We start from the raw sequence: 22,239 nt of genomic DNA, 5'->3' as shown, positions 1-22,239 counted from the left end.
CCCTCCCGCACCTCGCGGAGAGCCCGGCCCCCGGGCTGCTCCGAAGGTCCGAGTTTACGGGCTCCTCCTGTCCGTTTCCCCCCGAACGGGAGCATTCGTCGTGGCGCGCAACGAACGGTCCGGCGGGGCGGATCTCAGGACGGCGCAGCTCGGTCGCCGACCGCGGACAGCACGGAGGGCCCGCCGCGCGACGCGACGGGCCCTCCGGCGGCAGGCGCTACAGCCCCTGCGACAGCCGGTAGTACGCCGCGTTCGCGCGCAGCTCGTTCTCGAAGCCGCGGAGCGTGGTGCCCTCGTCGATGACGAGCAGCTCGACGCCGGCGATGCGGGCGAAGTCCTCCCATGCCTCCACGCCGATCTGCGTCGTCATGACCGTGTGGTGGGCCGCTCCCGCGGTGATCCACGCGGCGGCGCTGGTGCTGAAGTCCGGAGCGGGCTGCCAGACCGCGCGGCCGACCGGCAGGTGCGGCAGCGTCTGCGGCGGCTCGACGTTCTGCACGGCGTTCGCGACGAGGCGGAAGCGCTCGCGCACGTCGCTGAGCGCGACGACGACGGCGGGTCCCGCGTCCGCGGTGAAGACCAGGCGCACCGGGTCCTCGCGGCCGCCGATGCCCAGCGGGTGGATCTCGAGCGTGGCGCGCTTCGACGACAGCGTCGGCGAGACCTCGAGCATGTGCGCACCGAGGATCAGCTCCTCGCCGGGCGTCATGTCGTAGGTGTAGTCCTCCATGAGGCTGGTGCCGCCGGGGAGGCCCGCGCCCATGACGGCGGCGATGCGGATGAGGACGGCCGTCTTCCAGTCGCCCTCCCCGCCGAAGCCGTAGCCGTCGGCCATCAGGCGCTGCACCGCGAGGCCGGGGAGCTGGCGGAGTCCGCCGAGGTCCTCGAAGCTGTCGGTGAACGCCTCGAATCCGCCCTCCTCCAGGAACGAGCGCAGGCCGATCTCGACCGCCGCGCCGTAGCGGAGCGACTCGTGGCGCTCGCCGCCCGGGAGCAGCTCGGCGACCACGTCGTAGCTCTCGACGTACTCGGCGACGAGGGCGTCGATCTGCTCGGCCGTCGCCGCGTCGACGCGCTCGACGAGCTCGTTGACGCCCCAGGTGTTGACGCTGACGCCGAGGCGGATCTCGGCCTCGGTCTTGTCGCCCTCGGTGACGGCGACGTTGCGCATGTTGTCGCCGAAGCGGGCGACCTTCATGCTCTGCGAGGCGGCCCAGCCGGACGCGGCGCGCGACCAGATGCCGATCGACTCCGTCACGCGGGCGTCGCTGGCGTGGCCGACGACCGTCTTCCGCGGCACGCTCATGCGGCTGAGGATGTAGCCGTGCTCGCGGTCGCCGTGCGCGGCCTGGTTGAGGTTCATGAAGTCGAAGTCGATGTCCTGCCACGGCAGGGCCACGTTCGCCTGGGTGTGGAAGTGCAGCAGCGGCTTGGCGAGCGCGTCGAAGCCGTGGATCCACATCTTCGAGGGGCTGAAGGTGTGCATCCAGGTGATGACGCCCACGACGGAGTCGTCCGCGTTGGCGTCGATCATGGTGCGGCGGATCGCGTCGGAGCTCTTCAGCACCGGCTTCCACTCGATCGTGACGGGGATCGCGCTCGCCGCGTTCAGCTCGGCGACGACGGCCTGCGACTGCTCGGCGACCTGGCGGAGGGTGTCCTCGCCGTAGAGGTCCTGGCTGCCGGTCAGGAACCAGACGGTGCGCGTGGCGAGGTCGGGGATGATGCTGCCGGATCGGGGGGTGCTGGTCGTGCTCATGCGATGGCTCCGGTGGGGTTCTGTCCGTAGACGTTCTGGTAGCGGTCGAACAGGGCGTCGATCGACTCCTGCGGGATGGGGACGACCTCGCCGCCCTGGCGCGCGAGGTGCACGGTGCGGGCGACGTCCTCGGCCATGACGGCCGCCTTCACGGCGTCCTTCGCGTCCTTGCCGATGGTGAAGACTCCGTGGTTCTGCATCAGGACCGCGCGCGAGCGGTGCCCGGTCAGGGTCGCGACGATGCCGCGGCCGATGGAGTCGTCGCCGATGATGGCGAACGGGCCGATCGGGATCTCGCCGCCGAACTCGTCGGCCATCGCCGTGATGACACAGGGGATCGCCTCGGCGCGCGCCGCCCAGGCCGTGGCGTAGGTGGAGTGCGTGTGCACCACTCCGCCGACCTCGGGCATCTCGCGGTACACGTACGCGTGCGCCGCGGTGTCGCTGGACGGGCTGCGGTCGCTGCCGGCGCTGCCCGGGACGACGACGCCGTCGAGGTCGCACAGGATCATGTTCTCGGGCGCGAGGTCGTCGTACGAGACTCCGCTGGGCTTGATCACGAACAGGTCGGCGCCCGGTACGCGGCCCGAGATGTTGCCGCCGGTCCAGATGACCAGGCCGTAGCGGACGAGCTCGGAGTGCAGGCGGGCGACGTCCTCGCGGACGCGCGCGATCGCCTCCTCGGTGGCCGGATCGAAGGTCATGCGGTCTCTCCCTGTGCGGTGGGTCGGGTGTCGGTGAGGGTCTCGACGGCAGTCCGCTCGACGGCGAGGCCGTCGCGGTAGCGCTCGAGGTAGGAGGCGAAGCCAGCGACGTCGGCGGCGTCGGGGGCGACGCTGTCGAAGGAGTAGCCGGTGAAGACGCGGTCGGTGAGGTACGCGCTGAGGTCGCCCCCGCCGTCGCGGCGGAAGGCGGCGAGCACGGCGATGCCCCAGGGCCCGCCCTCGGAGGCGGTCTCGGCGACGGCCACGGGCGCGTCGAGCGCTCCGGCGAGGAAGCGCTGCGCGACTCCGGCCGTGCGGAACATGCCGCCGTGCGCGTACATCGCGTCGAGCTCGACGCCCTCCTCGGCGAGCACGCGCATGCCGAGCGCGAGGGTGCCGAAGACGCCGTAGAGCTGCGCGCGGACGAAGTTGGGCAGCGTCAGCCGCGAGTCCGGGGTGCGGACGACGAGCGGACGGCCCTCGACCAGGCCCGCGATCGGCTCGCCGGCGAGGTGGTTGTAGGCGAGGAGTCCGCCGGCGTCGGCGTCGCCCTCGAGCGCCGCGCGGAACAGCGTGCCGTAGACGGCGTCGCTGTCGGCGGGGAGGCCCTGCGCCGCCGCGAACTGCGAGAACAGGCCGACCCACGTCGCGAGCTCGCTCGCTCCGTTGTTGCAGTGCACCATCGCGACGAGGTCGCCGGCCGGAGTCGCGACCAGGTCGAGCTCGTGGTGGACGCCCGCGAGCGGCCGCTCCAGGACGACCATCGCGAAGATGCTCGTGCCGGCGCTGACGTTGCCGGTGCGCGGGGCGACGGAGTTGGTGGCCACCATGCCGGTGCCGGCGTCGCCCTCGGGCGGGCAGAACGGCACGCCGGCCTGCAGCGCGCCGGTGGGGTCGAGCAGCAGTGCGCCCTCGGCGGTGAGCTCGCCCGCCTCGGCGCCCGCGGGGAGCACCTCGGGCAGCAGGTCGCGCAGTGCGGGCAGACCGCGGCCGGCCACGAGGCCGTCGTACGCCTCGAGCACGGAGGCGTCGTAGTCGGTGGTCGCCGGATCGGTGGGGACCATGCCCGACGCGTCGCCGACTCCGAGGACCTTGCGGCCCGTCAGCCTCCAGTGCACGTAGCCCGCGAGGGTCGTGAGGAAGTCGACGTCGGCCACGTGCGGCTCGTCGTCGAGGACGGCCTGGTGGAAGTGCGCGAGCGACCAGCGCAGCGGGATGTTGGCGCCGAACAGCTCGGTGAGCTGCTCCGAGGCCGGACCGGTGCTGGTGTTGCGCCAGGTGCGGAACGGCACGAGCAGCTCGCCGCTCGCGTCGAAGGGGAGGTAGCCGTGCATCATCGCCGAGACGCCGAGCGCCCCGAAGGTGGTGGGAGCGACTCCGTGGCGCTCCTGCGCGTCGGCGACCAGGTCGGCGAACGCGGCCTGCAGGCCCGACCAGACGTCCTCGAGGGAGTAGGTCCAGCGCCGGTCGACGAACCGGTTCTCCCACTCGTGACTGCCCGTCGCGAGCACGACCGACGGATCGGCGGCGTCGACGAGACAGGCCTTGATGCGGGTGGATCCGAGTTCGATCCCGAGGGCGGTCGCGCCGCTCGTGATCGCGTCTCCACCGGGGGCGGAAGGGGGGCCGTCGCTGGTCCATCGTGCTCCTCGCTCGGGCGATGTGACCGTTCACAAAGCCAGGAGTCAGAGTAGGCGACTCGCGTCCGGCTTGGCAACGAGGCCGCCGCGTGCAGAACCTCGGCTGTGCTCGTGCCTCAGCGATGATCGCGGCTGACGAGCAGCCTCAGCAGAGGTTCTGCTCAGCGGACGGAGCGCGCGGTCGACGCCCGCTCGACCAGCTGCGGCGCGACGGGCAGGTCGACCGCCGCGGTCTCGCCGCGCAGCTCCGCCAGCACGACGCCGATGGTGCGGCGGCCGACCTCGGCGAAGTCCTGGCGGATCGTGGTCAGCGGCGGCAGGTAGTGCGCCGCCTCCGGGACGTCGTCGAAGCCGATGACGCTCAGGTCCGTGGGCACCCGCACGCCGCGATCGGCGCATGCGTGCAGGAGTCCGAGCGCCATCTGGTCGTTCCCCGCGAAGACCGCGTCGAGGTCCGCGACCCCGTCGAGCAGCCGGAGTCCGGCGCGGTAGCCGGACTCGGCGCTCCAGTCGCCCTCGATCACGCGGGCGGGCTCGAGTCCGTCCTCGGCGAGCCGCGTCGTGAATCCCTCGAGGCGCGCGTGGGCCTCGACCCAGTGCTGCGGACCCGCGACGTGCGCGATCCGCCGGTGCCCGAGGGCGAGCAGATGCTCGGTGGCCAGCCGCCCGCCGGCGGCCTGATCGACCAGGAGTCGAGGATCCGCTCCGCGCCCCGCCGCGCCCAGGGTGACGAACGGCACCCCGATCGACAGGCTCTCGATGGCCTCGAGCGCGCGCTCCTGAGGTGCCAGCACGACGATCGCCTCGACGGACTCGCGCTGCAGGTGCTCGAGCCCGTCGGCGAGCGACTCCGCATCGGGCGACGCGACGTTGACGACCGGCACCCGGTAGCCGGCGTCGCGTGCCGCCTGCTCGATCGCGGCCATCGCGGTGGCGGTGCCGTAGAAGCTGTGGCTCTCGGCAGCGAGGATCCCGATCAGCCCGCTGCGGCTCGTCGCGAGCGCCCGTGCCGCCGCGCTGGGCCGGAAGCCGAGGTCGCTGATCGCGGCGAGCACCCGCTCCCGGGTCCGCGGGCGCAGCTGAGGACTGTCGTTGAGCACGCGCGACACGGTCTGGTAGGAGACACCCGCCCGCACCGCGACGTCGCGGATCGTCGGCTGTCTCTCGGTCGTCATCCGCACACCGTAGCGCGGCGCCCACCTCCGCCCCGGGAGGGAGGCGGGTCCAGGGGGCCCTGCCTAGGCTGGCCGCGACGCGCACCGGGCGCGCAGCGAGCGAGCGGAGTCGTCATGGGTGGGAGTGCGATAGGAACGGCCGTGGCGCTGGTCGTCGGAGTGCTGGTCGTGGGGTCCGTGATCGTGCTGCTCCTGCAGAAGCGGAGCATGCTGAACGGGCCTGGCGGGCCGAGCGGTCCTGGCGGTCCCGGGGCGCCGGATCGGCGAGCGGGTGATGGAGGCGGCGGTGCCGCGACCGGATCGACGGACGGTCGCTCGGACGACCGCGCCGACACCGGGCCGGACGACGGCGGGTCGGGATCCTCGGACTCCGGCGGCTCCTCGGGCGGAGGCGATGGAGGCGGCGGCGGAGGCGACTGAGCCCGCCGCCTCCGGAGGGACTTCAGGACGCCTGGTCGTAGCTCTTCTGAATCACTGCCTTCGCGAAAGCAAGCTGCTCCTGCTCTCCCGGACGGAGGATGATTTCGAATCCGCCGAACCCGTGATGGCCTCTCGCGGAGGCGTCGTGCACGTAGCCTCGGGCCAGATCCTCGGGAGTCAGAGGGATCGGCGCGTAGATCAGGACAATTCCCTTGCTGGGTCGGAAATTGATGCTGGCGAAGATCTTCGGTCGGCCGAAGCCGAGGTAGGTCCGGTTGTCCCGAGGCTTCACATCCGCGCCGAGGTTCTGCGCGTAGCTCACCAGTTCGTGCACAAGATCCGACAGAGCCTCCGGCGCCGCAGAAAGCCGGGTGGCGAAGTTGGACAGTCCGACCAGCTGTGCGGGCTCGGTCTGCGTGGTCGCCGCCGTGAGCGCCATCGCCTGAGTCAGGTAGTCGATACGAGTCTCCTCAGCGAAGAACGAGACCAGGAAGTCGGTGAACCCGCTCCTCTCCCTCTCCTCCTCCGGCGTGTTCTCGGCGAACTCCGCCCCGAGGTCGATCGCGGTGGAGTCGTCGTCGTCCCCCTGGTAGTGCATCTTCAACCAGGAGAGACCGCCGAGCGTCTCCACGTCGTTCTCATCCGCCAGATGGATGTTCCGGTGGAAGGCAGCGAAGAGTCCCGGCCATCGGAGCTGCAGAGCGAGCAGGATCAACAGGGTCTCGTCCGAGATGGTCGATCCCCACGCGATGTGCTTCGTCATCAGGAGCGAATTGATGAGGCGTTTGACCTGCCGAGGATTGGATCGGAGCGCGGCGCTGATCACGCGCGTCATTAGCTCGTCCTCCAGGCCGGGGAACCACTCCGACTTGATGCTCGCCCACTTCGGAATGACCGCCTCGAGCAATGCTTCTGCGGCTCCGTCGAGTGCCGGAATCCGGAAGGGGACCTGGATGATCTTCTCGACGAACTGATCTGGATTGACATTCTCGTAGCGCTTCTTGATGGCGGTCGTGAGCACGGCGTAGTCGAGAGCGAGTACGAACACGAACCCTTCAACATCCGTCAGGACGTGTATCGCTTCGATCAGATCGACGATGTTGTCGGGGGAGCATCGGTCTAGATCGTCGACCAGGACGACGATCCTCTTGTCCTTGCCGATTCCGGCGGAGAGCTTGTGGAGATCCTCGAAGGGCATCGAGTACGCTTCGCCGCGCTCCGACTCTCCACGCTCGACACGGACGCCGACACCCATGAAAGACACTTCCAGGTTCTGCAGCAGTCCGCTCAGGGCGTTGCGAATGGTCGCGCTCTTGGCGGAGGACGCTGAGGTGACGGCCCGTTTGACGGAGTAGAGAAGCGGGAACAGGATGTTCTCGTACTTCTCATACCTCCACGCATCGAAGTGCACGACGAACAGCTCGTCAGAGGCGTCCTTCAGCTTGTTCTCGAGCGCGGCGAGAATCGAGCTCTTACCCGTACCCCACGCCCCGTACAGACCGATCGTGTACCGGGCGGGATCACCGCCTCGCACAACTCCGACGAGGCCGTCGACGTAGCGGTCGAAGTTCAGGCCGGGGAGATTCTTGAGGAATGTCCACGATGATCGGGATCTTGACCGGTTTGGGATTCTGTCGGGGCGCTGGCACGACAGAACTCTAAGTCCTCGGCATCGTGCCTGATATGAGTGAAAATACTGTCTCGAGCGGTGTTCGACCGATTTCGGCGCGCATCGACTTCGCTTCAGAAGGTGACGCACCTCCGCTGCACCCGGTCGGCGCGACGACTCCGGCGGAGCCCCACGCCGCGTCAGCCGCGGTGGGCGACGGTGGCGAGGTAGAAGTCGACGCTGTCGCCGAGTTCGATGACGGTCAGCGGCAGGGCGCCGGCGCCGAGGAGGGCGAGGGCGGAGTCGGGGCGGGCGGAGTCGGTCGAGAGCATGGGAGGCCTTCCGGAGTCGGTGCGGACGGGGTGCGGGTAGGTCAGAGCGAGTGCGGCTCGTCGAGCGCGCGGAGGCCGACGTTGCTGAGGTAGCCGACGCCCTGCAGCACGCTGCCGGCGACGACGGTCGTGATGAACACGACCGAGAGGGCACCGCGGAGGGGAGCGGTGGCGATCCGGCGGAGACGGTGCCGCGAGTCGGTCGGCGTGACGGCGGTCGGGAAGCGCGCTACGGACTCGGCGGTCGGAGCAGGCTGGGCGGCGGCCACCGGTGCAGTGCTGGCGGGTGCGGTGGCGACGGGTGCGGCGGCGATCGGCATCGGATCCTCCTCGGGTCGGAGCGCGGGGTGCGCTCCGACCTGCTCCACGATCCTCGGATCCGCGTGCCGCGTCGTCGTCCCGCAGGACCGACCGCGGTCATCCGCTCGCACGACATGCATTGCGCCATGCGGGTGACGCGCGGCGCTGGTGGGCTAGGGGGTCGGGTCGTCGCTTCGCGAGAAGGCGATCGCGACGAGGCGGCGCAGCACGTCGAGGTCGACGTCGTCGAGGGTGCGCACGTAGACGCAGCCGGCACCCTCGGTGAATCGGCCGAGCTCAGGCAGCAGCGCGGCTCCCTCGGGCAGGTCCTTGAGCCCGTAGAGCGAGAGCTGCGCCTTCCGCGGTGAGAACGCCGTCTTCGGCCAGACGCCGGTGCGGCGCGGATCGGAGGGGGAGACGTAGCGGTAGCTGCCGAAGCCGACCATCGACGGCCCCCACATCACCGGCTCCGTACCGGTGACCTCGCGGAAGAGCGCGGCGAGCGCGACTCCGTCTTCTCGACGGCGGGCCGGAACAGCCGCCGCGAGGAACTCGTCGACGCTCGCGTCGGTGGGGCCGGTCTTCTGCGCGCTCATTCTCCGAGGGTGCCACCTCGAGCCGCTCGAAAGCGCGCCTCATCACGGGCGGTGCTGGCGTTCCCACGCAACCAGCGAGCGTCACCGGGTGATGCGGAGAGGGCCGGCAACTCGTGCGCCGGCCCACTCCATGGCCCGCGGGCAGCACCGCTCGCTCAATCCACTCGTCGGTGCCGTCGTTGATGTTGTCAACGGCGTTTTGTTGCATGGCCGGCGACCTCGGCTGAGGCGACTAATCTCGAGGAAGTAGGCCATTCCTATAAGCCCAAGCAAAAAGCCCTGCACCAGACGTTACGGGTAGCCACATGCCTGTTAGTAGTAAATCATCTACAACTTTCTCAGCTTTCGCGCGGTCGCGATCAAAAATTGTCAAATAGGCCTCAATGACGATCCAAATAGTACCCACATTATCGACGCCGCGAAAATTCGCTTGATTTACAGCCTCGCGTTCGTCAATAACAGCAGTAAACCCGCGGTGTCGGGCGATCGCGATGACTGCGCATTCGCCAATATGCTGGGTGGGGCCGCCAGCCATGTCGGCTTTCACCTCAAGCATGGTCTCTTCTTCGTCTTCCGTCAGAATGGCTAGTTCTGCCCAGGAGGAGCCACTGACTGACGGAATGCTTGTATGCGTGTTACGCCCGTTTTCTATCTCCCAGTTTACGTAGGTGGGTACAAGCACCGATCCTGCTGGTGCAAGTTTCTCAAGTATGTATGCGTGTCCAGCGCGGCACAGGTGAGTGTAAGCGCTCGTATCGATCACCCACCTGCCGCCGCTATTTCTCATGACCGGCAAACTGATCCCGCAGATCTTCTATTTTTTCCCTCCGGCCGCTGCGGTAAATCTGCCGTCGAAAGCGTTCCTCTCAGAAGTTCGATCGCTCGCGCGGCGGTCAATTGTTCTGCAACGTAGGCGTTAAGGATTGAAGAAGTGAGCGCCGGAGAAAGATACGACTCCTTAAATTCATCAGACCAGATAAGCCCGAGCCGTAAGTAGTCGCCCGCCGTTGGCTCGTAACTGCCGAAAGTGCGATGTTCGTCGAAGGAGATGAGGTGCAGGTTGCGCAATTGACTGATTGTGGCAGACCAACTAAGTCGATATATCGCACCGACGGCAAGAGCCCGGTCTCGGACCTTCCAAGAACTGTAGGCATTCCATAGTTTGGTCACCCCGGCTCGTGGGGCCAGGAAGTGGATGGCAAATGAGTTGATCATTCTCTCCGTCTCGGAGGATGCTTCCGAGTCGTAGGCGTCGCCGAACAGCCAGTGTCCTAATTCGTGTGCAAGAGTCATCCGCCGACGACCCGATGGCATATCCCCATTGAGAACCGCCGCACCGACGGTCGCGGTTGAGCCGTCGACCTCGACGCAACCACCATCTGCGCCGCGATCTCCCAAGGAGGAGGAGAGGACGTAGAGGCCGAGGGTTTCGCAGGCACGACCGAGATCCTCGATTGGGTCTGTCCCAAGAGAAGCTTGCGTGCGGGCGCGACTTGCAGCTGATTCAGTGGCCGAGTGATCCTGTGGGACGTCCAGCTGTAGCCGGTCAGGCGTCGGGATTAGATTTCGCCGCAGGAGAAACTGGATATCCAGCGCAAAGTGGTCTAATTCCGCGTCCAGTTTCTTCGTGCTTCCGTGAGCATTTGTAAGGTCGTTTCGCCTGCTGACTACGGCCTGAACGGGGTCAGAGACGAAATAGGACAGTGGCCGTTTAAGAGCTTCGGCGATTTGAACCAACTCAGGGACGTTTATTTTGCGTTCGCCCTTCTCGAGGCGTGAGATTGCTGAGCGATCAAGGCCGACGGCTCGTCCGAGACCGTCTTGAGTCACGCCCGCGTCGTCGCGAGCTTGTGCAACACGTTGGCCGAGAGCAAGTTTGTCCATGCGTGTGATTTTCGCACAACTTCAGCAAGGGCACGACTGGCGACCTGCTCATCAGTCCCGTCAGGCGGGTGTCTACGCCAGCGAACCCCAAGGCGAGGCGTCTCGAAGGGGGTGCAGGCACGGTGGCCTACTCGTGATCGCGCTGGCCGCCGTGACTATTGAGGCTGCGGAGGGGGACGGCGTGCGCTCCCGGGGAAGCCGTCTCGTGATGCCGCTCGTCGCCGCGCTCGATGCCGCTCGTCGCCGCGCTCGATGGCGCTGCGAGCGAGTGCCGGTGGATGAACCTCCTCGACCTGCACTCACACTATGGCTCGCGGACGCCAGGACGTCACCCCGTCAGCACCAGCGGCCCGTCCTCCGTGATCGCGAGCGTGTGCTCCGTGTGCGCGGCGCGGCTGCCGTCGGCGGTGCGCACGGTCCAGCCGTCGGGGTCCATCCGGATGCGCGACGTCGTCTTCGCCCACCACGGCTCGAGCGCGATCACCATGCCGGGCCGCAGCCGGTAGCCGCGGCCCGCGCGCCCGTCGTTGGGGATGTGCAGGTCGCCGTGCATCGTGCGGCCCACGCTGTGCCCGCCGAACTCGAGGTTCACCGGGTAGCCGGCGGAGGCGGCGACCGCGCCGATCGCGGCGGACAGGTCGCCGACGCGGTTGCCCGGCACGGCGGCCGCGATGCCGGCCGCGAGGGCGTCGCGGGTCGAGCGGATCAGCTCCTCGTCGCTCCGCTCGGCTCGCCCGACGATCGTGGTCACCGCGGCATCGGCCACCCAGCCGTCGACCGAGACGGCGAAGTCCAGGCTCAGCACGTCTCCGTCGCGCAGCCGGTAGTCGTGCGGGAGCCCGTGCTGCGCGGCGTCGTTGACGGAGGTGCAGATCACGTTGCGGAAAGGCCCGTTGCCGAACGACGGCGCGTAGTCCCAGTAGCAGGAGACGGCGCCGCGCTCGTCGACGGCCCGGCGGGCGGCCTGCTCGATCTCGAGCAGGTTCATGCCCACCTCGGCGCGGGCGGAGAGGGAGGCGAGCGTGTCGCGGACGAAGGCGCCCGCCGCGCGCATCTCGTCGATCTCGGCGGAGGTGTGCAGCTCGATCATTTCGGTATACTAATACCGGTCGGCTGGTATGAAAATACCAGCCACTGGCCACCGCCCGCCGCCCGCCCGATCGAAGGAGCCCGCCGTGATGGTCCGCGCACCCCTCACCCCCGAGCAGCTCGAGGCCGGCCGTCGGCTCGGCGAGACACTCCGGCGCGCCCGCGGCACCCGCACGCTGAACGAGGTCGCCGCGCAGGCCGGGCTCTCGCCCGAGACGCTCCGCAAGATCGAGACCGGCCGCCTCCCCAGCCCGGCGTTCGGCACCGTCGCGGCCCTCGCCTCGGCGCTCGACCTCTCGCTCGACGCCCTCGCGCTCGAATGGGCCGGAGCCTCGGCCCGCGTCGTGCGCCGGGCCTAGGCCCCCAGCTGCTCCCGCCAGTCCGCCGGCAGCCGGTCGGCAGGCCCTGGCGCCGTCTGGTCGAGCGGGTGCTCCTGCGGATCCGCGAGCCGCGGCCCGTCCGCGTAGTCGCCGGTGCGGTAGTCCCAGAACCAGTCCTCACCCGGCTCGAAGCTGCGGATGACGGCGTGGCCGATCGACTCGTAGTGCGCGGTCGCGTGGCGGTTCGGCGAGTCGTCGCAGCAGCCGATGCGCCCGCAGAGCGCGCACCGGCGCAGGTGCACCCACCACGCTCCGGTGCGATCGCACTCGACGCAGCCGGCGCCGGAGGGAGGGACGGAGGGGTCGATCATCGACGTCGCGGTCATGCCACCAGTGTGCTCCGTCGCCCGTGCGAGCTCACGCTCGGAAGGGTTCAGCTTCCGGCCCGGAGCCTCGCGAAGGCCTCGTCGACCATCGTGCGGAAGTCGGCGTCCTCGTGCGCGGCCCACTCCTCCCACACCACGTCGACCGCGGCGAGGCCGGCGGCGGCGAGCACCCGGGCGGTGAGCGGCTCGACACCCCTCGCGGCGATCGAGTCGGCGAGCGCCTCCGCTCCCTCGGCGCGGCGCTCGCGCAGCCGCGCTTTGAGTGCGAACTCGCTCGAGATCAAGCGGAGTCGCGCCCGGTAGACCTCGGGCTCGCGGGTCGCCACGACGACGACGGGCTCGACGGAGGCGCGCACCAGCTCCCAGCCCGAGAGTGCGGCGTCGGCGGGCAGGGCGCGGACGGGAGCGGCGTAATCGACGCGGTCGCCCTCGACGGCGGCGACGACCACGTCCTCCTTGCTGCGGAAGTAGCGGAAGAAGGTCGCGCGCGAGACTCCGGCCTCGCGCGCGGCCTCCTCCACCGTCACCGCGGAGTAGCCGCGCTCGAGGAACACGGCCAGCACCGCGTCGGCGAGCTCGGCGCGCAGGAGGGCGCGCGTGCGGTCGCGGAGCGGTGCGGTCATGCGGTCAGCCTAGGAGCCGCGGCGCGGAGGCCGCGGCGCCCGGCTCAGTTGGCGGCCGAGATCTCGAGCGCGATGCCGTCGGGGTCGCGGAACTCGAGGATGCTCTGCGGGCCGGTGTCCTTGATGGGCTCGTGCGCGATGCCGAGCTCGTCGAGCACGGCGACGGCGGCCTGCAGCTCGTCCGGTCCGGCGACGGCGAAGCTCAGGTGGTCCAGGCCCACGCGGTCCTCGTCGAAGCGGTCGTCGGCGGCGGCGACGGGGCGCAGGCCCAGCAGTCCGCCGGGGAAGGAGTAGATCACTCCGCCGAAGAGGAAGGCCAGCTGCTCCTGCTGTTCGGCGGGTGCGTCGGCCGGCGGTGCCTCGAAGGCGACGTCGAAGCCGAAGACGGAGTCGTAGAAGGCGCGCGAGACGGCGATGTCGCGGACGGTGAGGCGGATGTGGGCGTAGTCCACGGCGGGGATGGGCATGCGGGGTCCTTCCGGAGGCGGCGGGCCGGAACGCCCGCCGAGAGGACTTCGGAGCCGAGGCGCCGCCGGAGGGGTTCCGATCCGCGGTTGAGACTCAGTCTCAAATGAGATATTTACTATCACAGCACCGATGCCGCCCCGATCGAAGGAGACCCGCATGACCCTCACCTCGAAGAACACGCTGCAGGAGTGGCTCGACGACGCCGTCGGCGGTCGGATCCTCCGCGGGATCCTCGCCCAGGGCGGTCAGTCGGAGGAGGCGCTGCGCCCCGCGGCGAGCCTGTCGCTGCGCGCGATGGTCGAGCTCGGCGGCGGCGCGTTCCCGCAGGAGCTCGTCGACACTCTCGTGAAGCAGGCGAACGGCGGCGTGATCCCGCCGGAGGAGACGGAGGAGGAGGCGCAGGACGGCTCCGGCCGCTTCGTCGGGAAGACGGTGATCGTCACCGGCGCCGGGTCCGGCATCGGCCGGGCGACCGCCCGCCGGATCGTGCGCGAGGGCGGCCGGGTGATCGCGGTCGACGTCGTGCCGACCGGGATCGAGGCGCTCGCCGCAGCCTCGCCGGAGGGCTCGATCGTGACGGTGACGGCCGACATCACCTCGACGGACGGGGTCGCCTCGATCGTCGCCGCGGCCGGCGAGCGGATCGACGGCCTCGCCAACATCGCCGGGATCATGGACGGCATGACCCCGCTGCACGAGACCGAGGACGCGCTCTGGCGCCGGGTGTTCTCGGTGAACGTCGACGGCACGTTCGCGCTCAGCCGCGCGGTGCTGCCGGCGATGCTCGAGGCCGGTCGCGGGGCGATCGTGAACGTGGCGTCGGAGGCGTCGCTGCGCGGCAACGCGGCCGGCACCGCCTACACGGCGTCCAAGCACGCGGTCGTGGGCATCACGAAGAGCTCGGCGTTCCTCTACGGGCGCTCCGGCATCCGCACGAACGCGGTCGCTCCCGGCCCCACCGCCACGGGGATCGAGGGGACGATGTCGAGCGACTTCGCCCGCGAGCGCCTCGCACCGTTCTTCGCGCTGATCCCGCCGGTGGTCGAGGCCGACACGATGGCCGCGTCGATCACCTGGCTGCTCAGCGACGACTCCGCGAACGTGAACGGGATCGTGCTCGCCTCGGACGGCGGCTGGTCGGTGCAGTAGGGCCCGGAGCGGCCTGTCGGCGGCCGTGCGCGGCGGCGACAGTACACCGGATCGTGTACTGTCGCCGCATGAGCACGGCGACCCTCACCCACACCGCCGCCCTGGCCCGGATGGGCTCGGCGCTGTCGGATCCGACCCGCGCGAGCATCCTGCTGACGCTGCGGGAGGCGCCGGCGTTCCCCTCCGACCTCGCCGAGGCGCTCGGCGTCTCGCGGCAGTCGATGTCGAACCACCTCGCGTGCCTGCGGGGCTGCGGGCTGGTCGAGGCGGTCCCGGAGGGGCGCCGCACCTGGTACCGGCTGGCCGATCCGCACCTCGCGGACGCCCTCGGCGACCTGCTGCGCGTCGTGCTGTACGTCGAGCCCGACTGCTGCTCCGGCGACGGGTGCACCTGCTCGTGACCGCGCTCGCCGAGCCCCGCCGCGCGCTGCTGCTGCGCCGCGTCCGCCTGATCGTCGCCGTGACGATCGGCTACAACCTCGTCGAGGCGGTCGTCGCCCTGAGCGCGGGAGCCGCCGCGTCGTCGACGGCGCTGATCGGCTTCGGGCTCGACTCCGGCATCGAGGTGCTCTCGGCCGCGGCAGTCGCGTGGCAGTTCTCCCGCCGCGACCCCGAGCGCTACGAGCGCGGAACCCTCCGCGTGATCGCCGTGGCGTTCTTCGCGCTCGCCGCCTACGTCGCCGTGTCGTCGATCCTGTCGCTGGCGGCCGGCAGCGAGCCCGCGATCAGCCCGCTCGGGCTCGCGATCACCGCGCTGAGCGTGGTCGTGATGCCGTTCCTCTCGCTCGCCGAGCGGCGCGCGGGGCGGGAGCTCGGCTCCGCCACCGCGGTCGCCGACTCGAAGCAGACCCTCGTCTGCACGTGGCTGTCGGCGGCGGTCCTGATCGGGCTGGCGCTCAACGCCCTGCTCGGCTGGTGGTGGGCCGACGCCGTGGCCGGACTCGTGATCGTCGTCTTCGCGGTGCGCGAGGGGATCGAGGCGTGGCGCGGCGACGCGTGCGCCACCTCGGTCGGCATGCTGCTGGAGGAGGAGGGGCGCTGAGGCCCGAGCGGGCGTACGGTCTCGGCATGGACACCTCGCGCATCTGGCACTCCGTCTCGGGTGAGGGCGATCCGCTCGTCGCGCTGCACCCGGGCGGCACCGACTCCCGCTCGATGGCGCCGTTGCTCGAGAACCTGCCCGAGTACCGCTGGGTCGTCGTCGATCGGCCGGGTCACGGCCGCAGCCCCGATGTCCTGGGCGAGTGGAGCTTCGTGGACGCGGCGGACGCGGTGGCGGCGGTCCTCGACGAGCTCGCACTCGGACCTGCGCACGTGGTCGGCTGGAGCGACGGTGCGATCGTCGGCCTGCTTCTCGCCCTGCGACGCCCCGACCTCGTCCGCACCCTGGTGGTCGGCGCAGGGGTCTTCCACCGCGACGGCTGGCGGGCGGGGGTGCTGAACGGGGAGGCTCCCGAGTTCCTCGGCGACGCGTACGGCGAGGTGTCCCCGGACGGGCGTGAGCACTGGCCGGTCGTCGTCGCGAAGTCCGCCCGGCTGCACGCCCTCGAGCCGCAGCTGGATCCCGGTGATCTCGGCCGGCTGGCGATGCCCGTGCTCGTCGTCGCGGGGGACGACGACGAGGTGCGGTTCGAGCACCTCGTGTCGATGTTCGAGGCGCTGCCGGACGGTGAGCTGGCGATCCTGCCCCGGGCGACTCACGGCGCGCTCGTCGAGAAGCCGGACCTGCTCGCGCGCCTGATCCGGGATCTGCACCATCCGCTCGGGAACGGGGTCGCCCCGATCCGGCGGTCCTGACGCCCAGCGTCCGCGCACCGGGAGAGGCGATGCTCACGGCATGACCCTCTCGGTGCCCGACGCCCTCGTCCCGCTCGCGCTGCGGCTCGCCCGCGCGAACCGCACCTTCGTGACGGAGGAGGGGGCGAGGCGGCGCATCCGCGAGGCGCAGCTGCGGCCCGCTCCGTACGGACCGCCGGCGCGCCTCGCGTCCGGGATCCGCGTCGACGTCGAGCACGTGGCCGGCTGGCCGGTGTACACGCTGCGCCCGCGCGACCGCGTGCTCGGAGGCGCGGTGTACGCGCACGGCGGCGGCTGGGTGAACGAGATCCACCCGCAGCACTGGCGCCTCGCCGCCCGCATCGCGGCGGACGCGTCGATCGCCGTGACCCTGCCGATCTACCCGCTCGTGCCGTTCGGCACGGCGCGCGAGGCCCGCGACGGGGTGCTCGCCCTGGTGCGCAGGAGCCTGGACCGGTACGGCCCGACCTGCCTCGCGGGCGACTCCGCGGGCGGTCAGATCGCTCTGTCGACGGCGCTCGCACTGCGCGACGAGGGCGTGGTGCTGCCGCGGACCGTGCTGATCTCTCCCGCCCTCGATCTGTCGTGGAGCAACCCGCGCATCCCGCTCGTGCAGCCGACGGATCCGTGGCTCGGCACCCCCGGCGGGCGCGTGCTCGCCGAGCACTGGCGCGGCGACCTCGACCTGCTCGACCCGGCGGTCAGCCCGCTGTTCGGCGACTACGCGGGGCTGGGGCCGCTGACCGTGTTCACCGGCACCCGCGATGTGCTGAACCCCGACGTGCACCTGCTCGCCGAGAAGGCGGCCGCGGCGGGAGTGCCGTTCGAGCTGCACGAGGCCGTCGGGCAGCTGCACGTGTACCCGCTGGTGCCGACGCGGGCGGGCCACCACGCGCAGCACGACCTGATCGAGGGCCTGAGCCGCGCCGTGCGGCGAGGCGATCCGCAGAAGCAAGGCTGAGCGGCCCGATCCGGGGGTGATCCGCTCCGATCGGCCCGCTCAGCCTTCGTTCTGCAGCTCGTTCGTGGACGACGACGGGTGAGAGCGGCCTGACCGTCATGACGGCAGTTCACGGCAAGGCCCCTCCCATGTGAGCATCGTGGAGAGGCTGGGGAGGGGGCGATTGGTCGAAACGCTACTGGAGGCCCCTGGTTCCGAGGAGGGGTGGCGCGGACCGTCGTGGCTCCAGGGAGAGGCCTCCTTCAGTGACGTCGACCGTCAGCCCGGCGCCAGCACCCGGAACGTCAGCGACAGCGCCGCATCCTCCACCGGCACGCGGTAGCGCTCGGGCAGCGCCGGGCCGCACGAGGCGCTGCCGACGCCCTGCTGCCGCACGTCGAGGTTCAGCAGCACGCGCCCCGAGTCGCGCAGCTCGTGCGGGTGCGCCGCCGCGGCGAGGTCCTCGCTCGACCAGCGCCGCGCGGTGAAGTCGAACAGCCCTGTCACCTCGAGCGTCGGAAGCCCTGCCCCCGAGAGCGCCAGCCGCCGCGTGCCCACGTGGTTCCCGTTCTCCTGCGGCACCACGTACGGCGTCTGCAGCGCGTCGATGCTCGAGCGCCAGAGACCGAGACGGGAGGCGCCGACGGTGTCCGCGTAGGACTCGCCGGGGCCGTGGCCGCGCCACTCCGCGTCCGCGTAGGCCGGCAGCCCCATCCGCAGACCGAGGCGCGGCGGAGTGACCGAGAGGTGTCCGTAGGCGGTGTCGCTCCAGTCGCCCGTGAACGAGAAGCGCGCATCGAGGTGCACCGCGTCGCCGTCTGCCGTCCAGGTCAACGTGCTGACGACGGCGAGCGTCCGCGTCGCCGGGCCGCTGCGCGTCACGACCGTGACGGAGTCGGCGCTCGCCGCCACCTCGAGGGTGCGGTGCACGATCCGGTCGAGTCCCGCAGCGACCCACTCGGCGGCCAGGGCGTTCAGCACGCCCTGGCCGCGGTCGTTCTCGGTCGGGGCGCGCCACAGATCGAGGCGGGGCCCGTCGACGAGCACGCCCGCGAGCTCCAGCAGGGCGCCGGTCCGGGCGTCGAGGGAGGCGGCGCCGACCTGCAGTCGCTCGCCCGCGACGACCGGGGTCGGGGCTCCCCGCTCGACATCGGCCTCCGGCACCAGCACCGCCTGCCCCCACGCGGCCTCGTGCCCCTGCGGGGCCCAGGACGCGGGATCCGCGAGCTCCGCCGTCACGGTCAGCACCCGCTCGCCGTCCCCCTCCGGGGCATTCGGCGCCGCGACCGTCACGGACCCCCGCGCGGGCACCGCCGGCACGTCGAGCACCCCCTCCGCGACCGTCGCCCCCTCGTCCGCGATGCTCCAGCGGAACAGCAGCGCGGAGGTGTCGACGACGTCCTGCCGGCTGCGCACGGTCACGGTCGCGGCCGTCACGTCGATCACGACGGGCGCGTAGGCGCGCGCCAGCGAGGCGAGGCCGGGCGACGGCGTCCGGTCGGGGAAGAGCAGTCCGTCGATGCAGTAGCTGCCGCCGTTGGGCGAGAAGTCGATGTCGCCGCCGTGGCGGAAGCCCCTGGCCGCGCGGAAGCCGTGGTCGATCCACTCCCAGACGAAGCCGCCGACCATGCGCGAGGACGACTCGAGGATCCGCTGGTACTCGTCCAGCGATCCCGGCCCGTTGCCCATCGCGTGCCCGTACTCGCAGAGCACGAACGGCAGGCGGCGGCGCCGGACGTCGTCGAACGATCCCGGCACGACCCCCTCGGGAGTCGGCTCCCGTCGCTCCGCGATCGCCTCGAGATCGCTCAGCGACGGGTACATCACCGAGTACACGTCCGAGTCGCGGTAGCTCGGATCGCGCTCGTAGTGGATCGGCCGGGTCGGATCGAGCTCCAGCACGACCCGCCGCAGCTCGTCGAAGGCCTCGCCGACCATGCTCTCGTTCGCGAGCGACCACATCACGATGCTCGGGCGGCTCCGGTCGCGGGCGACCATGCGCGTCACGCGGTCCACGAGCGCGTCGCGCCACCGCGGATCCGTCGGCGGGTTGCCCTCCCACCCCGCGTAGATGAAGCCGTGGGTCTCGATGTCGCACTCCTCGAGCACCCAGAGGCCGAGCTCGTCGCAGAGGCGGACGAAGGCGGGGTGCGGCGGGTAGTGCGAGGTGCGGACGGCGTTGACGTTCGCCCGCTTCATCAGCTCGATGTCCAGGCGCATCGTGGCCTCGTCGAGCGCGCGTCCGCGGTCGGGGTCGTGCTCGTGCCGGTTCACCCCGCGCAGCCGCACCGGCACTCCGTTCACGGTGAAGACGCCGTCGCGGATCAGCACGGTGCGGAAGCCGATGCTCAGCTCGATGCGCTCGCCCGCGGCCTCGAGCGTGCCGCGGTACAGGCGCGGCGACTCCGCGCTCCACGGCTCGGCCGCGACCGACACGGCCTCGCCCGCCGTCGTCTCGATCCCGAGCTCCGGCACGCGCACCACTGCGGCCACCGGTCCGCCGTCGGCGTCGAGCGCCTGCACCAGCAGGGTGCCCGTGCCGTCCCGCCAGTCGGCGGTCACTACGACGTCGTCGACCGCGCCGTCGGGACGCCAGAGCAGCTCGACCTCGCGGAAGATCCCGGGGAGCCACCACATGTCCTGGTCCTCGAGGTAGCTGCCGGCCGACCAGCGCTGCACCCGTACGGCGAGCAGATTCGATCCGCGGCGCAGCGACGAGGTGACGTCGAACTCGAACGGCAGGCGGCTGCCGGTCGACCAGCCGAGCTCGACTCCGTTCAGCACCGCGGCCCCGCAGGAGTCGACGCCCTGGAACCGCAGGACGGCACGGCCGCCCTCCGGCCAGTCGGCGGGGAGGTCGAAGCGGAGGCGGTGGTCGCCGGTCGGGTTCTCGTCGGGCAGGTGCGGCGGATCGAGCGGGAAGGGGTAGGCGGTGTTCGTGTAGAGCGGGTCGCCGTGGCCCTCGAGCACCCAGTGCGAGGGGATGCGGAGCAGGTCCCAGTCGGAGTCGTCGAGGTCGACGTCCGCGAACGAGGGCCCGGTGCCGGCGGCGGTCGGCGCGAGCCGGAACCGCCACTCCCCGTCGAACCGCAGGCGGGGAGCGTCGCTCAGCACGTCCGCGCGGGGCCGCCGCCGCCCGCGTCCCGGCGCCGTCTCCTCCCAGTACGCGGCGGCCTCTCGCGGAGCGGACCCGGCGTCAGAGCCCACCGGTCAGCCCTTCACCGATCCGGCCGCCAGGCCCGCCATGATCTGCTTGTTCAGGAACAGGTAGAGCACGAGCATCCCGAGGATGTTGATGCTGATCGACGCGAACAGCGGACCGTACTGCGTCGATCCGTACTCGTCGCTGAAGTTCAGCAGCCCGACCTGCACCGTGGCGAGCTCGTCGTTCGTGGTGAACGTCAGCGCGATCAGCAGGTCGTTCCAGACCGCGAAGAACTCGACCAGCGCGATGGTGATGATGGCGTTGCGCATCATGGGCACGCCGACGCGGAAGAACGCGGTGATCATGCTCGCGCCGTCGATCGCCGCCGCCTCGAAGATCTCGCGGGGGATCGCGCGGAAGTAGGCGGTCATCAGGAACACCGTCAGCGGCAGTCCCATCACCGTGTAGGTGATGATCAGCGGCCAGAGCGAGTTCGTCAGCCCGGTGCGGAAGTACACGGTGAACAGCGGGACCAGGATCATCTGCCCCGGGATCATGATGCCCGCGATGAACAGCAGCAGGACCGTGTTGCGGCCCTTCCACACGAGAACCTCGAGGGCGTACGCGGCCGCGACTCCGAGCGCGATCATCAGCGCCAGCGAGGGCACCGTGACCAGGACGCTGTTGCGCAGGTTCGTCGCGAGGTCGCCCTCGGTCAGCGCCGAGACGTAGTTCGAGAAGTCGAGGCTCTCGGGCAGGGCCCAGGTGGGGTTCGCGAAGAACTCGTTCTGCGTCTTGAACGAGCCCATCACGATCCAGAAGATCGGATACGCCTCGACGACGACGAGCAGCGCGATCAGCGCGCGGCCGATCCAGCGGCGGGTGCCCCGGCCGAGGCGGCGGGCCTGCCGGTGCGGGCCCGCGGGGACGGAGGGGCGGACGCGGGCGGCGGGGCGCGGGAGGGTTCCGGTGGACACCTCAGGCCTCCTTCGTGTTGTCGCGGCGCGACGATCGGAAGATGAAGAGGGTGACCAGGAAGCACATGATCGTCAGCACGAGGGCGATCGTCGAGCCGTACCCGTAGTCGGAGTAGCTGAAGACGGTCCGGTACATGTAGAGCGTCAGCGGAGTGGTCGAGCTGCCCGGTCCGCCGTTGTTGAGCGCCAGGAGGGTGTCGAACACCTTGAGCGTGTTGTTGAAGCTGAAGATGACGGAGGAGAGCAGCACCGGCAGCGAGAGCGGGATGACGATCGAGCGCACGAGGCGCCAGCCGGTGGCGCCGTCCAGGCGGGCCGACTCGAGCGTCTCCTCGGGGATGTCGACGAGTCCGGCATAGAGCAGGATCGCGAAGAAGCCCATCGAGCGCCACAGCTCCATGCCGACCGCCACGGCGAAGGTGCCCTCGGCGGTGGCGAACCAGTCGATGCCGTCGAGTCCGAAGACGCCCAGACCGGCGTTGACCGGCCCCTCCTGGCTCCCGACCGCGAACATGCTCTTGAACAGCAGCGCGACGGCGACGGTCGGCAGCACGGTCGGGAAGAACACGACGGTGCGGACGAACGAGGACGAGTTCTTGAGGACGAACACGTAGAGCAGCGCGAGCGAGTAGCCCAGCACGACCTGCCCCACGGTGATCACGATCGAGTAGCGGACCGTGAACCACAGCGCCTCCAGCGCCTGCGGATCCTGGACGAAGCGCACGAAGTTGGCACCGCCCGCGAACTCGAAGCCGCCGAGCGGGTTGCCGGTGAAGAAGGTGAGCCCGAGCGACCAGAGCACCGGGACGAGCTTGATGAGCGTGTAGACGGCGAGTGCCGGTCCGAGAAGGATCAGGATCGCCTTCTTGTCACCCAGAACGCTGTTCACGGGAGTCCTTTCGAGGTGCGCGCGGGGCACGCACGCG

The 22,239-nt window shown here is 70.4% G+C and carries 24 protein-coding genes; 7 read left to right on the top strand and 17 right to left on the bottom strand.

All coding sequences use genetic code 11. From position 1 onward, the window contains the following. Positions 1-217 precede the first annotated feature (217 nt). The 4 genes from araA to AC0CID_RS10960 form a co-directional block, all read right to left on the bottom strand. Positions 218-1,759, bottom strand: coding sequence for an L-arabinose isomerase (gene araA / locus AC0CID_RS10975; protein WP_465226828.1), 1,542 nt, complete (start codon positions 1,757-1,759; stop codon positions 218-220). Continuing rightward, positions 1,756-2,463, bottom strand: a complete 708-nt coding sequence (locus AC0CID_RS10970; RefSeq protein ID WP_207406989.1) for an L-ribulose-5-phosphate 4-epimerase — start codon at positions 2,461-2,463, stop codon at positions 1,756-1,758. Before AC0CID_RS10970 ends, araA begins: the two co-directional genes overlap by 4 nt. Beyond that, positions 2,460-4,061, bottom strand: a complete 1,602-nt coding sequence (locus tag AC0CID_RS10965) for a xylulokinase (protein ID WP_465228086.1) — start codon at positions 4,059-4,061, stop codon at positions 2,460-2,462. The genes AC0CID_RS10970 and AC0CID_RS10965 overlap by 4 nt, the downstream gene beginning before the upstream one ends. A gap of 203 nt (positions 4,062-4,264) precedes the next feature. Next, the gene (locus AC0CID_RS10960; RefSeq protein ID WP_465226827.1) at positions 4,265-5,278 is read right to left on the bottom strand and encodes a LacI family DNA-binding transcriptional regulator; all 1,014 of its coding nucleotides are present in this window, start codon (positions 5,276-5,278) and stop codon (positions 4,265-4,267) included. 141 nt (positions 5,279-5,419) lie between these two features. Between AC0CID_RS10960 and AC0CID_RS10955 the strand changes: the two genes are divergently transcribed. Continuing rightward, positions 5,420-5,698, top strand: a complete 279-nt coding sequence (locus tag AC0CID_RS10955; RefSeq protein WP_465226826.1) for a hypothetical protein — start codon at positions 5,420-5,422, stop codon at positions 5,696-5,698. Between the two features lie 22 nt (positions 5,699-5,720). Here the strand turns inward: AC0CID_RS10955 and AC0CID_RS10950 are convergent, their stop codons facing one another. The 7 genes from AC0CID_RS10950 to map form a co-directional block, all read right to left on the bottom strand. Next, positions 5,721-7,232, bottom strand: a complete 1,512-nt coding sequence (locus AC0CID_RS10950) for a P-loop NTPase fold protein (protein WP_465226825.1) — start codon at positions 7,230-7,232, stop codon at positions 5,721-5,723. Positions 7,233-7,507: 275 nt separating this feature from the next. Beyond that, a complete protein-coding gene (locus tag AC0CID_RS10945; protein WP_465226824.1) occupies positions 7,508-7,639 on the bottom strand; it encodes a hypothetical protein in 132 nt (43 codons plus the stop codon). Between the two features lie 41 nt (positions 7,640-7,680). Further along, the gene (locus AC0CID_RS10940; RefSeq protein WP_465226823.1) at positions 7,681-7,959 is read right to left on the bottom strand and encodes a hypothetical protein; all 279 of its coding nucleotides are present in this window, start codon (positions 7,957-7,959) and stop codon (positions 7,681-7,683) included. A 153-nt stretch (positions 7,960-8,112) separates the two neighbouring features. After that, positions 8,113-8,535 (bottom strand): DUF1801 domain-containing protein, encoded by a 423-nt coding sequence (locus tag AC0CID_RS10935; protein WP_465226822.1) that lies wholly within the window; start codon positions 8,533-8,535, stop codon positions 8,113-8,115. A 232-nt stretch (positions 8,536-8,767) separates the two neighbouring features. After that, positions 8,768-9,322, bottom strand: a complete 555-nt coding sequence (locus AC0CID_RS10930) for a PIN domain-containing protein (protein ID WP_465226821.1) — start codon at positions 9,320-9,322, stop codon at positions 8,768-8,770. Next, complete coding sequence (locus tag AC0CID_RS10925) at positions 9,319-10,419, bottom strand: helix-turn-helix domain-containing protein (RefSeq protein ID WP_465226820.1); 1,101 nt, start codon at positions 10,417-10,419, stop codon at positions 9,319-9,321. Before AC0CID_RS10925 ends, AC0CID_RS10930 begins: the two co-directional genes overlap by 4 nt. 328 nt (positions 10,420-10,747) lie before the next feature. Further along, positions 10,748-11,509, bottom strand: coding sequence for a type I methionyl aminopeptidase (gene map, locus AC0CID_RS10920; RefSeq protein WP_465226819.1), 762 nt, complete (start codon positions 11,507-11,509; stop codon positions 10,748-10,750). Positions 11,510-11,597: 88 nt separating this feature from the next. On the opposite strand from map, the gene AC0CID_RS10915 reads away from it, so the two are divergent. Further along, positions 11,598-11,867, top strand: a complete 270-nt coding sequence (locus AC0CID_RS10915; RefSeq protein ID WP_465226818.1) for a helix-turn-helix domain-containing protein — start codon at positions 11,598-11,600, stop codon at positions 11,865-11,867. Here AC0CID_RS10915 and AC0CID_RS10910 read toward each other — a convergent pair. The 3 genes from AC0CID_RS10910 to AC0CID_RS10900 are packed head-to-tail and all read right to left on the bottom strand — an operon-like array spanning position 11,864 to position 13,304. Beyond that, positions 11,864-12,214 (bottom strand): UBP-type zinc finger domain-containing protein, encoded by a 351-nt coding sequence (locus tag AC0CID_RS10910; protein WP_465226817.1) that lies wholly within the window; start codon positions 12,212-12,214, stop codon positions 11,864-11,866. The genes AC0CID_RS10915 and AC0CID_RS10910 overlap by 4 nt on opposite strands. A 47-nt stretch (positions 12,215-12,261) precedes the next feature. Next, on the bottom strand, positions 12,262-12,837 hold the full coding sequence (locus AC0CID_RS10905; protein ID WP_465226816.1) for a TetR family transcriptional regulator: 576 nt from the start codon (positions 12,835-12,837) through the stop codon (positions 12,262-12,264). 44 nt (positions 12,838-12,881) lie between these two features. Next, positions 12,882-13,304, bottom strand: a complete 423-nt coding sequence (locus AC0CID_RS10900) for a VOC family protein (protein WP_465226815.1) — start codon at positions 13,302-13,304, stop codon at positions 12,882-12,884. 157 nt (positions 13,305-13,461) lie between these two features. Here AC0CID_RS10900 and AC0CID_RS10895 point away from each other — a divergent pair, with 157 nt between their 5' ends. The 5 genes from AC0CID_RS10895 to AC0CID_RS10875 all read left to right on the top strand — a co-directional run bounded on the left by AC0CID_RS10895 (position 13,462) and on the right by AC0CID_RS10875 (position 17,212). Beyond that, positions 13,462-14,454, top strand: coding sequence for an SDR family NAD(P)-dependent oxidoreductase (locus AC0CID_RS10895; protein WP_465226814.1), 993 nt, complete (start codon positions 13,462-13,464; stop codon positions 14,452-14,454). A 68-nt stretch (positions 14,455-14,522) separates the two neighbouring features. Beyond that, entirely contained in the window at positions 14,523-14,855 is a 333-nt protein-coding gene (locus AC0CID_RS10890) for an ArsR/SmtB family transcription factor (protein WP_465226813.1), read from the top strand. Then, the gene (locus AC0CID_RS10885; protein WP_465226812.1) at positions 14,852-15,496 is read left to right on the top strand and encodes a cation diffusion facilitator family transporter; all 645 of its coding nucleotides are present in this window, start codon (positions 14,852-14,854) and stop codon (positions 15,494-15,496) included. Before AC0CID_RS10890 ends, AC0CID_RS10885 begins: the two co-directional genes overlap by 4 nt. A 26-nt stretch (positions 15,497-15,522) precedes the next feature. Next, complete coding sequence (locus AC0CID_RS10880) at positions 15,523-16,251, top strand: alpha/beta fold hydrolase (protein ID WP_465226811.1); 729 nt, start codon at positions 15,523-15,525, stop codon at positions 16,249-16,251. Positions 16,252-16,291: 40 nt separating this feature from the next. Continuing rightward, positions 16,292-17,212: an alpha/beta hydrolase fold domain-containing protein gene (locus tag AC0CID_RS10875; RefSeq protein ID WP_465226810.1), complete on the top strand. Its 921-nt coding sequence runs from the start codon at positions 16,292-16,294 to the stop codon at positions 17,210-17,212. 258 nt (positions 17,213-17,470) lie between these two features. Here the strand turns inward: AC0CID_RS10875 and AC0CID_RS10870 are convergent, their stop codons facing one another. Genes AC0CID_RS10870 through AC0CID_RS10860 form a run of 3 tightly spaced genes read right to left on the bottom strand, consistent with a single transcriptional unit; the run spans position 17,471 to position 22,202 of the window. Continuing rightward, complete coding sequence (locus AC0CID_RS10870) at positions 17,471-20,398, bottom strand: glycoside hydrolase family 2 TIM barrel-domain containing protein (protein ID WP_465226809.1); 2,928 nt, start codon at positions 20,396-20,398, stop codon at positions 17,471-17,473. Positions 20,399-20,401: 3 nt separating this feature from the next. Continuing rightward, the gene (locus AC0CID_RS10865) at positions 20,402-21,313 is read right to left on the bottom strand and encodes a carbohydrate ABC transporter permease (protein WP_251943715.1); all 912 of its coding nucleotides are present in this window, start codon (positions 21,311-21,313) and stop codon (positions 20,402-20,404) included. A 1-nt stretch (position 21,314) separates the two neighbouring features. Beyond that, entirely contained in the window at positions 21,315-22,202 is an 888-nt protein-coding gene (locus AC0CID_RS10860; protein ID WP_207407013.1) for a carbohydrate ABC transporter permease, read from the bottom strand. Between the last annotated feature and the right edge of the window lie 37 nt (positions 22,203-22,239).

This window comes from Rathayibacter sp. AC451, assembly GCF_979253095.1.
The sequence above is the reverse complement of the archived record's forward strand: the minus strand, read 5'-3'. Positions and strand labels throughout refer to the sequence as shown.

Coding starts and splice junctions, on each gene's coding strand:
- araA (WP_465226828.1), bottom strand. CDS start 1,759: ATGAGCACGACCAGCACCCCCCGATCCGGCAGCATCATCCCCGACCTC.
- AC0CID_RS10970 (WP_207406989.1), bottom strand. CDS start 2,463: ATGACCTTCGATCCGGCCACCGAGGAGGCGATCGCGCGCGTCCGCGAG.
- AC0CID_RS10960 (WP_465226827.1), bottom strand. CDS start 5,278: ATGACGACCGAGAGACAGCCGACGATCCGCGACGTCGCGGTGCGGGCG.
- AC0CID_RS10945 (WP_465226824.1), bottom strand. CDS start 7,639: ATGCTCTCGACCGACTCCGCCCGCCCCGACTCCGCCCTCGCCCTCCTC.
- AC0CID_RS10940 (WP_465226823.1), bottom strand. CDS start 7,959: ATGCCGATCGCCGCCGCACCCGTCGCCACCGCACCCGCCAGCACTGCA.
- AC0CID_RS10935 (WP_465226822.1), bottom strand. CDS start 8,535: ATGAGCGCGCAGAAGACCGGCCCCACCGACGCGAGCGTCGACGAGTTC.
- AC0CID_RS10930 (WP_465226821.1), bottom strand. CDS start 9,322: ATGAGAAATAGCGGCGGCAGGTGGGTGATCGATACGAGCGCTTACACT.
- AC0CID_RS10925 (WP_465226820.1), bottom strand. CDS start 10,419: ATGGACAAACTTGCTCTCGGCCAACGTGTTGCACAAGCTCGCGACGAC.
- map (WP_465226819.1), bottom strand. CDS start 11,509: ATGATCGAGCTGCACACCTCCGCCGAGATCGACGAGATGCGCGCGGCG.
- AC0CID_RS10915 (WP_465226818.1), top strand. CDS start 11,598: ATGGTCCGCGCACCCCTCACCCCCGAGCAGCTCGAGGCCGGCCGTCGG.
- AC0CID_RS10910 (WP_465226817.1), bottom strand. CDS start 12,214: ATGACCGCGACGTCGATGATCGACCCCTCCGTCCCTCCCTCCGGCGCC.
- AC0CID_RS10905 (WP_465226816.1), bottom strand. CDS start 12,837: ATGACCGCACCGCTCCGCGACCGCACGCGCGCCCTCCTGCGCGCCGAG.
- AC0CID_RS10900 (WP_465226815.1), bottom strand. CDS start 13,304: ATGCCCATCCCCGCCGTGGACTACGCCCACATCCGCCTCACCGTCCGC.
- AC0CID_RS10895 (WP_465226814.1), top strand. CDS start 13,462: ATGACCCTCACCTCGAAGAACACGCTGCAGGAGTGGCTCGACGACGCC.
- AC0CID_RS10890 (WP_465226813.1), top strand. CDS start 14,523: ATGAGCACGGCGACCCTCACCCACACCGCCGCCCTGGCCCGGATGGGC.
- AC0CID_RS10880 (WP_465226811.1), top strand. CDS start 15,523: ATGGACACCTCGCGCATCTGGCACTCCGTCTCGGGTGAGGGCGATCCG.
- AC0CID_RS10875 (WP_465226810.1), top strand. CDS start 16,292: ATGACCCTCTCGGTGCCCGACGCCCTCGTCCCGCTCGCGCTGCGGCTC.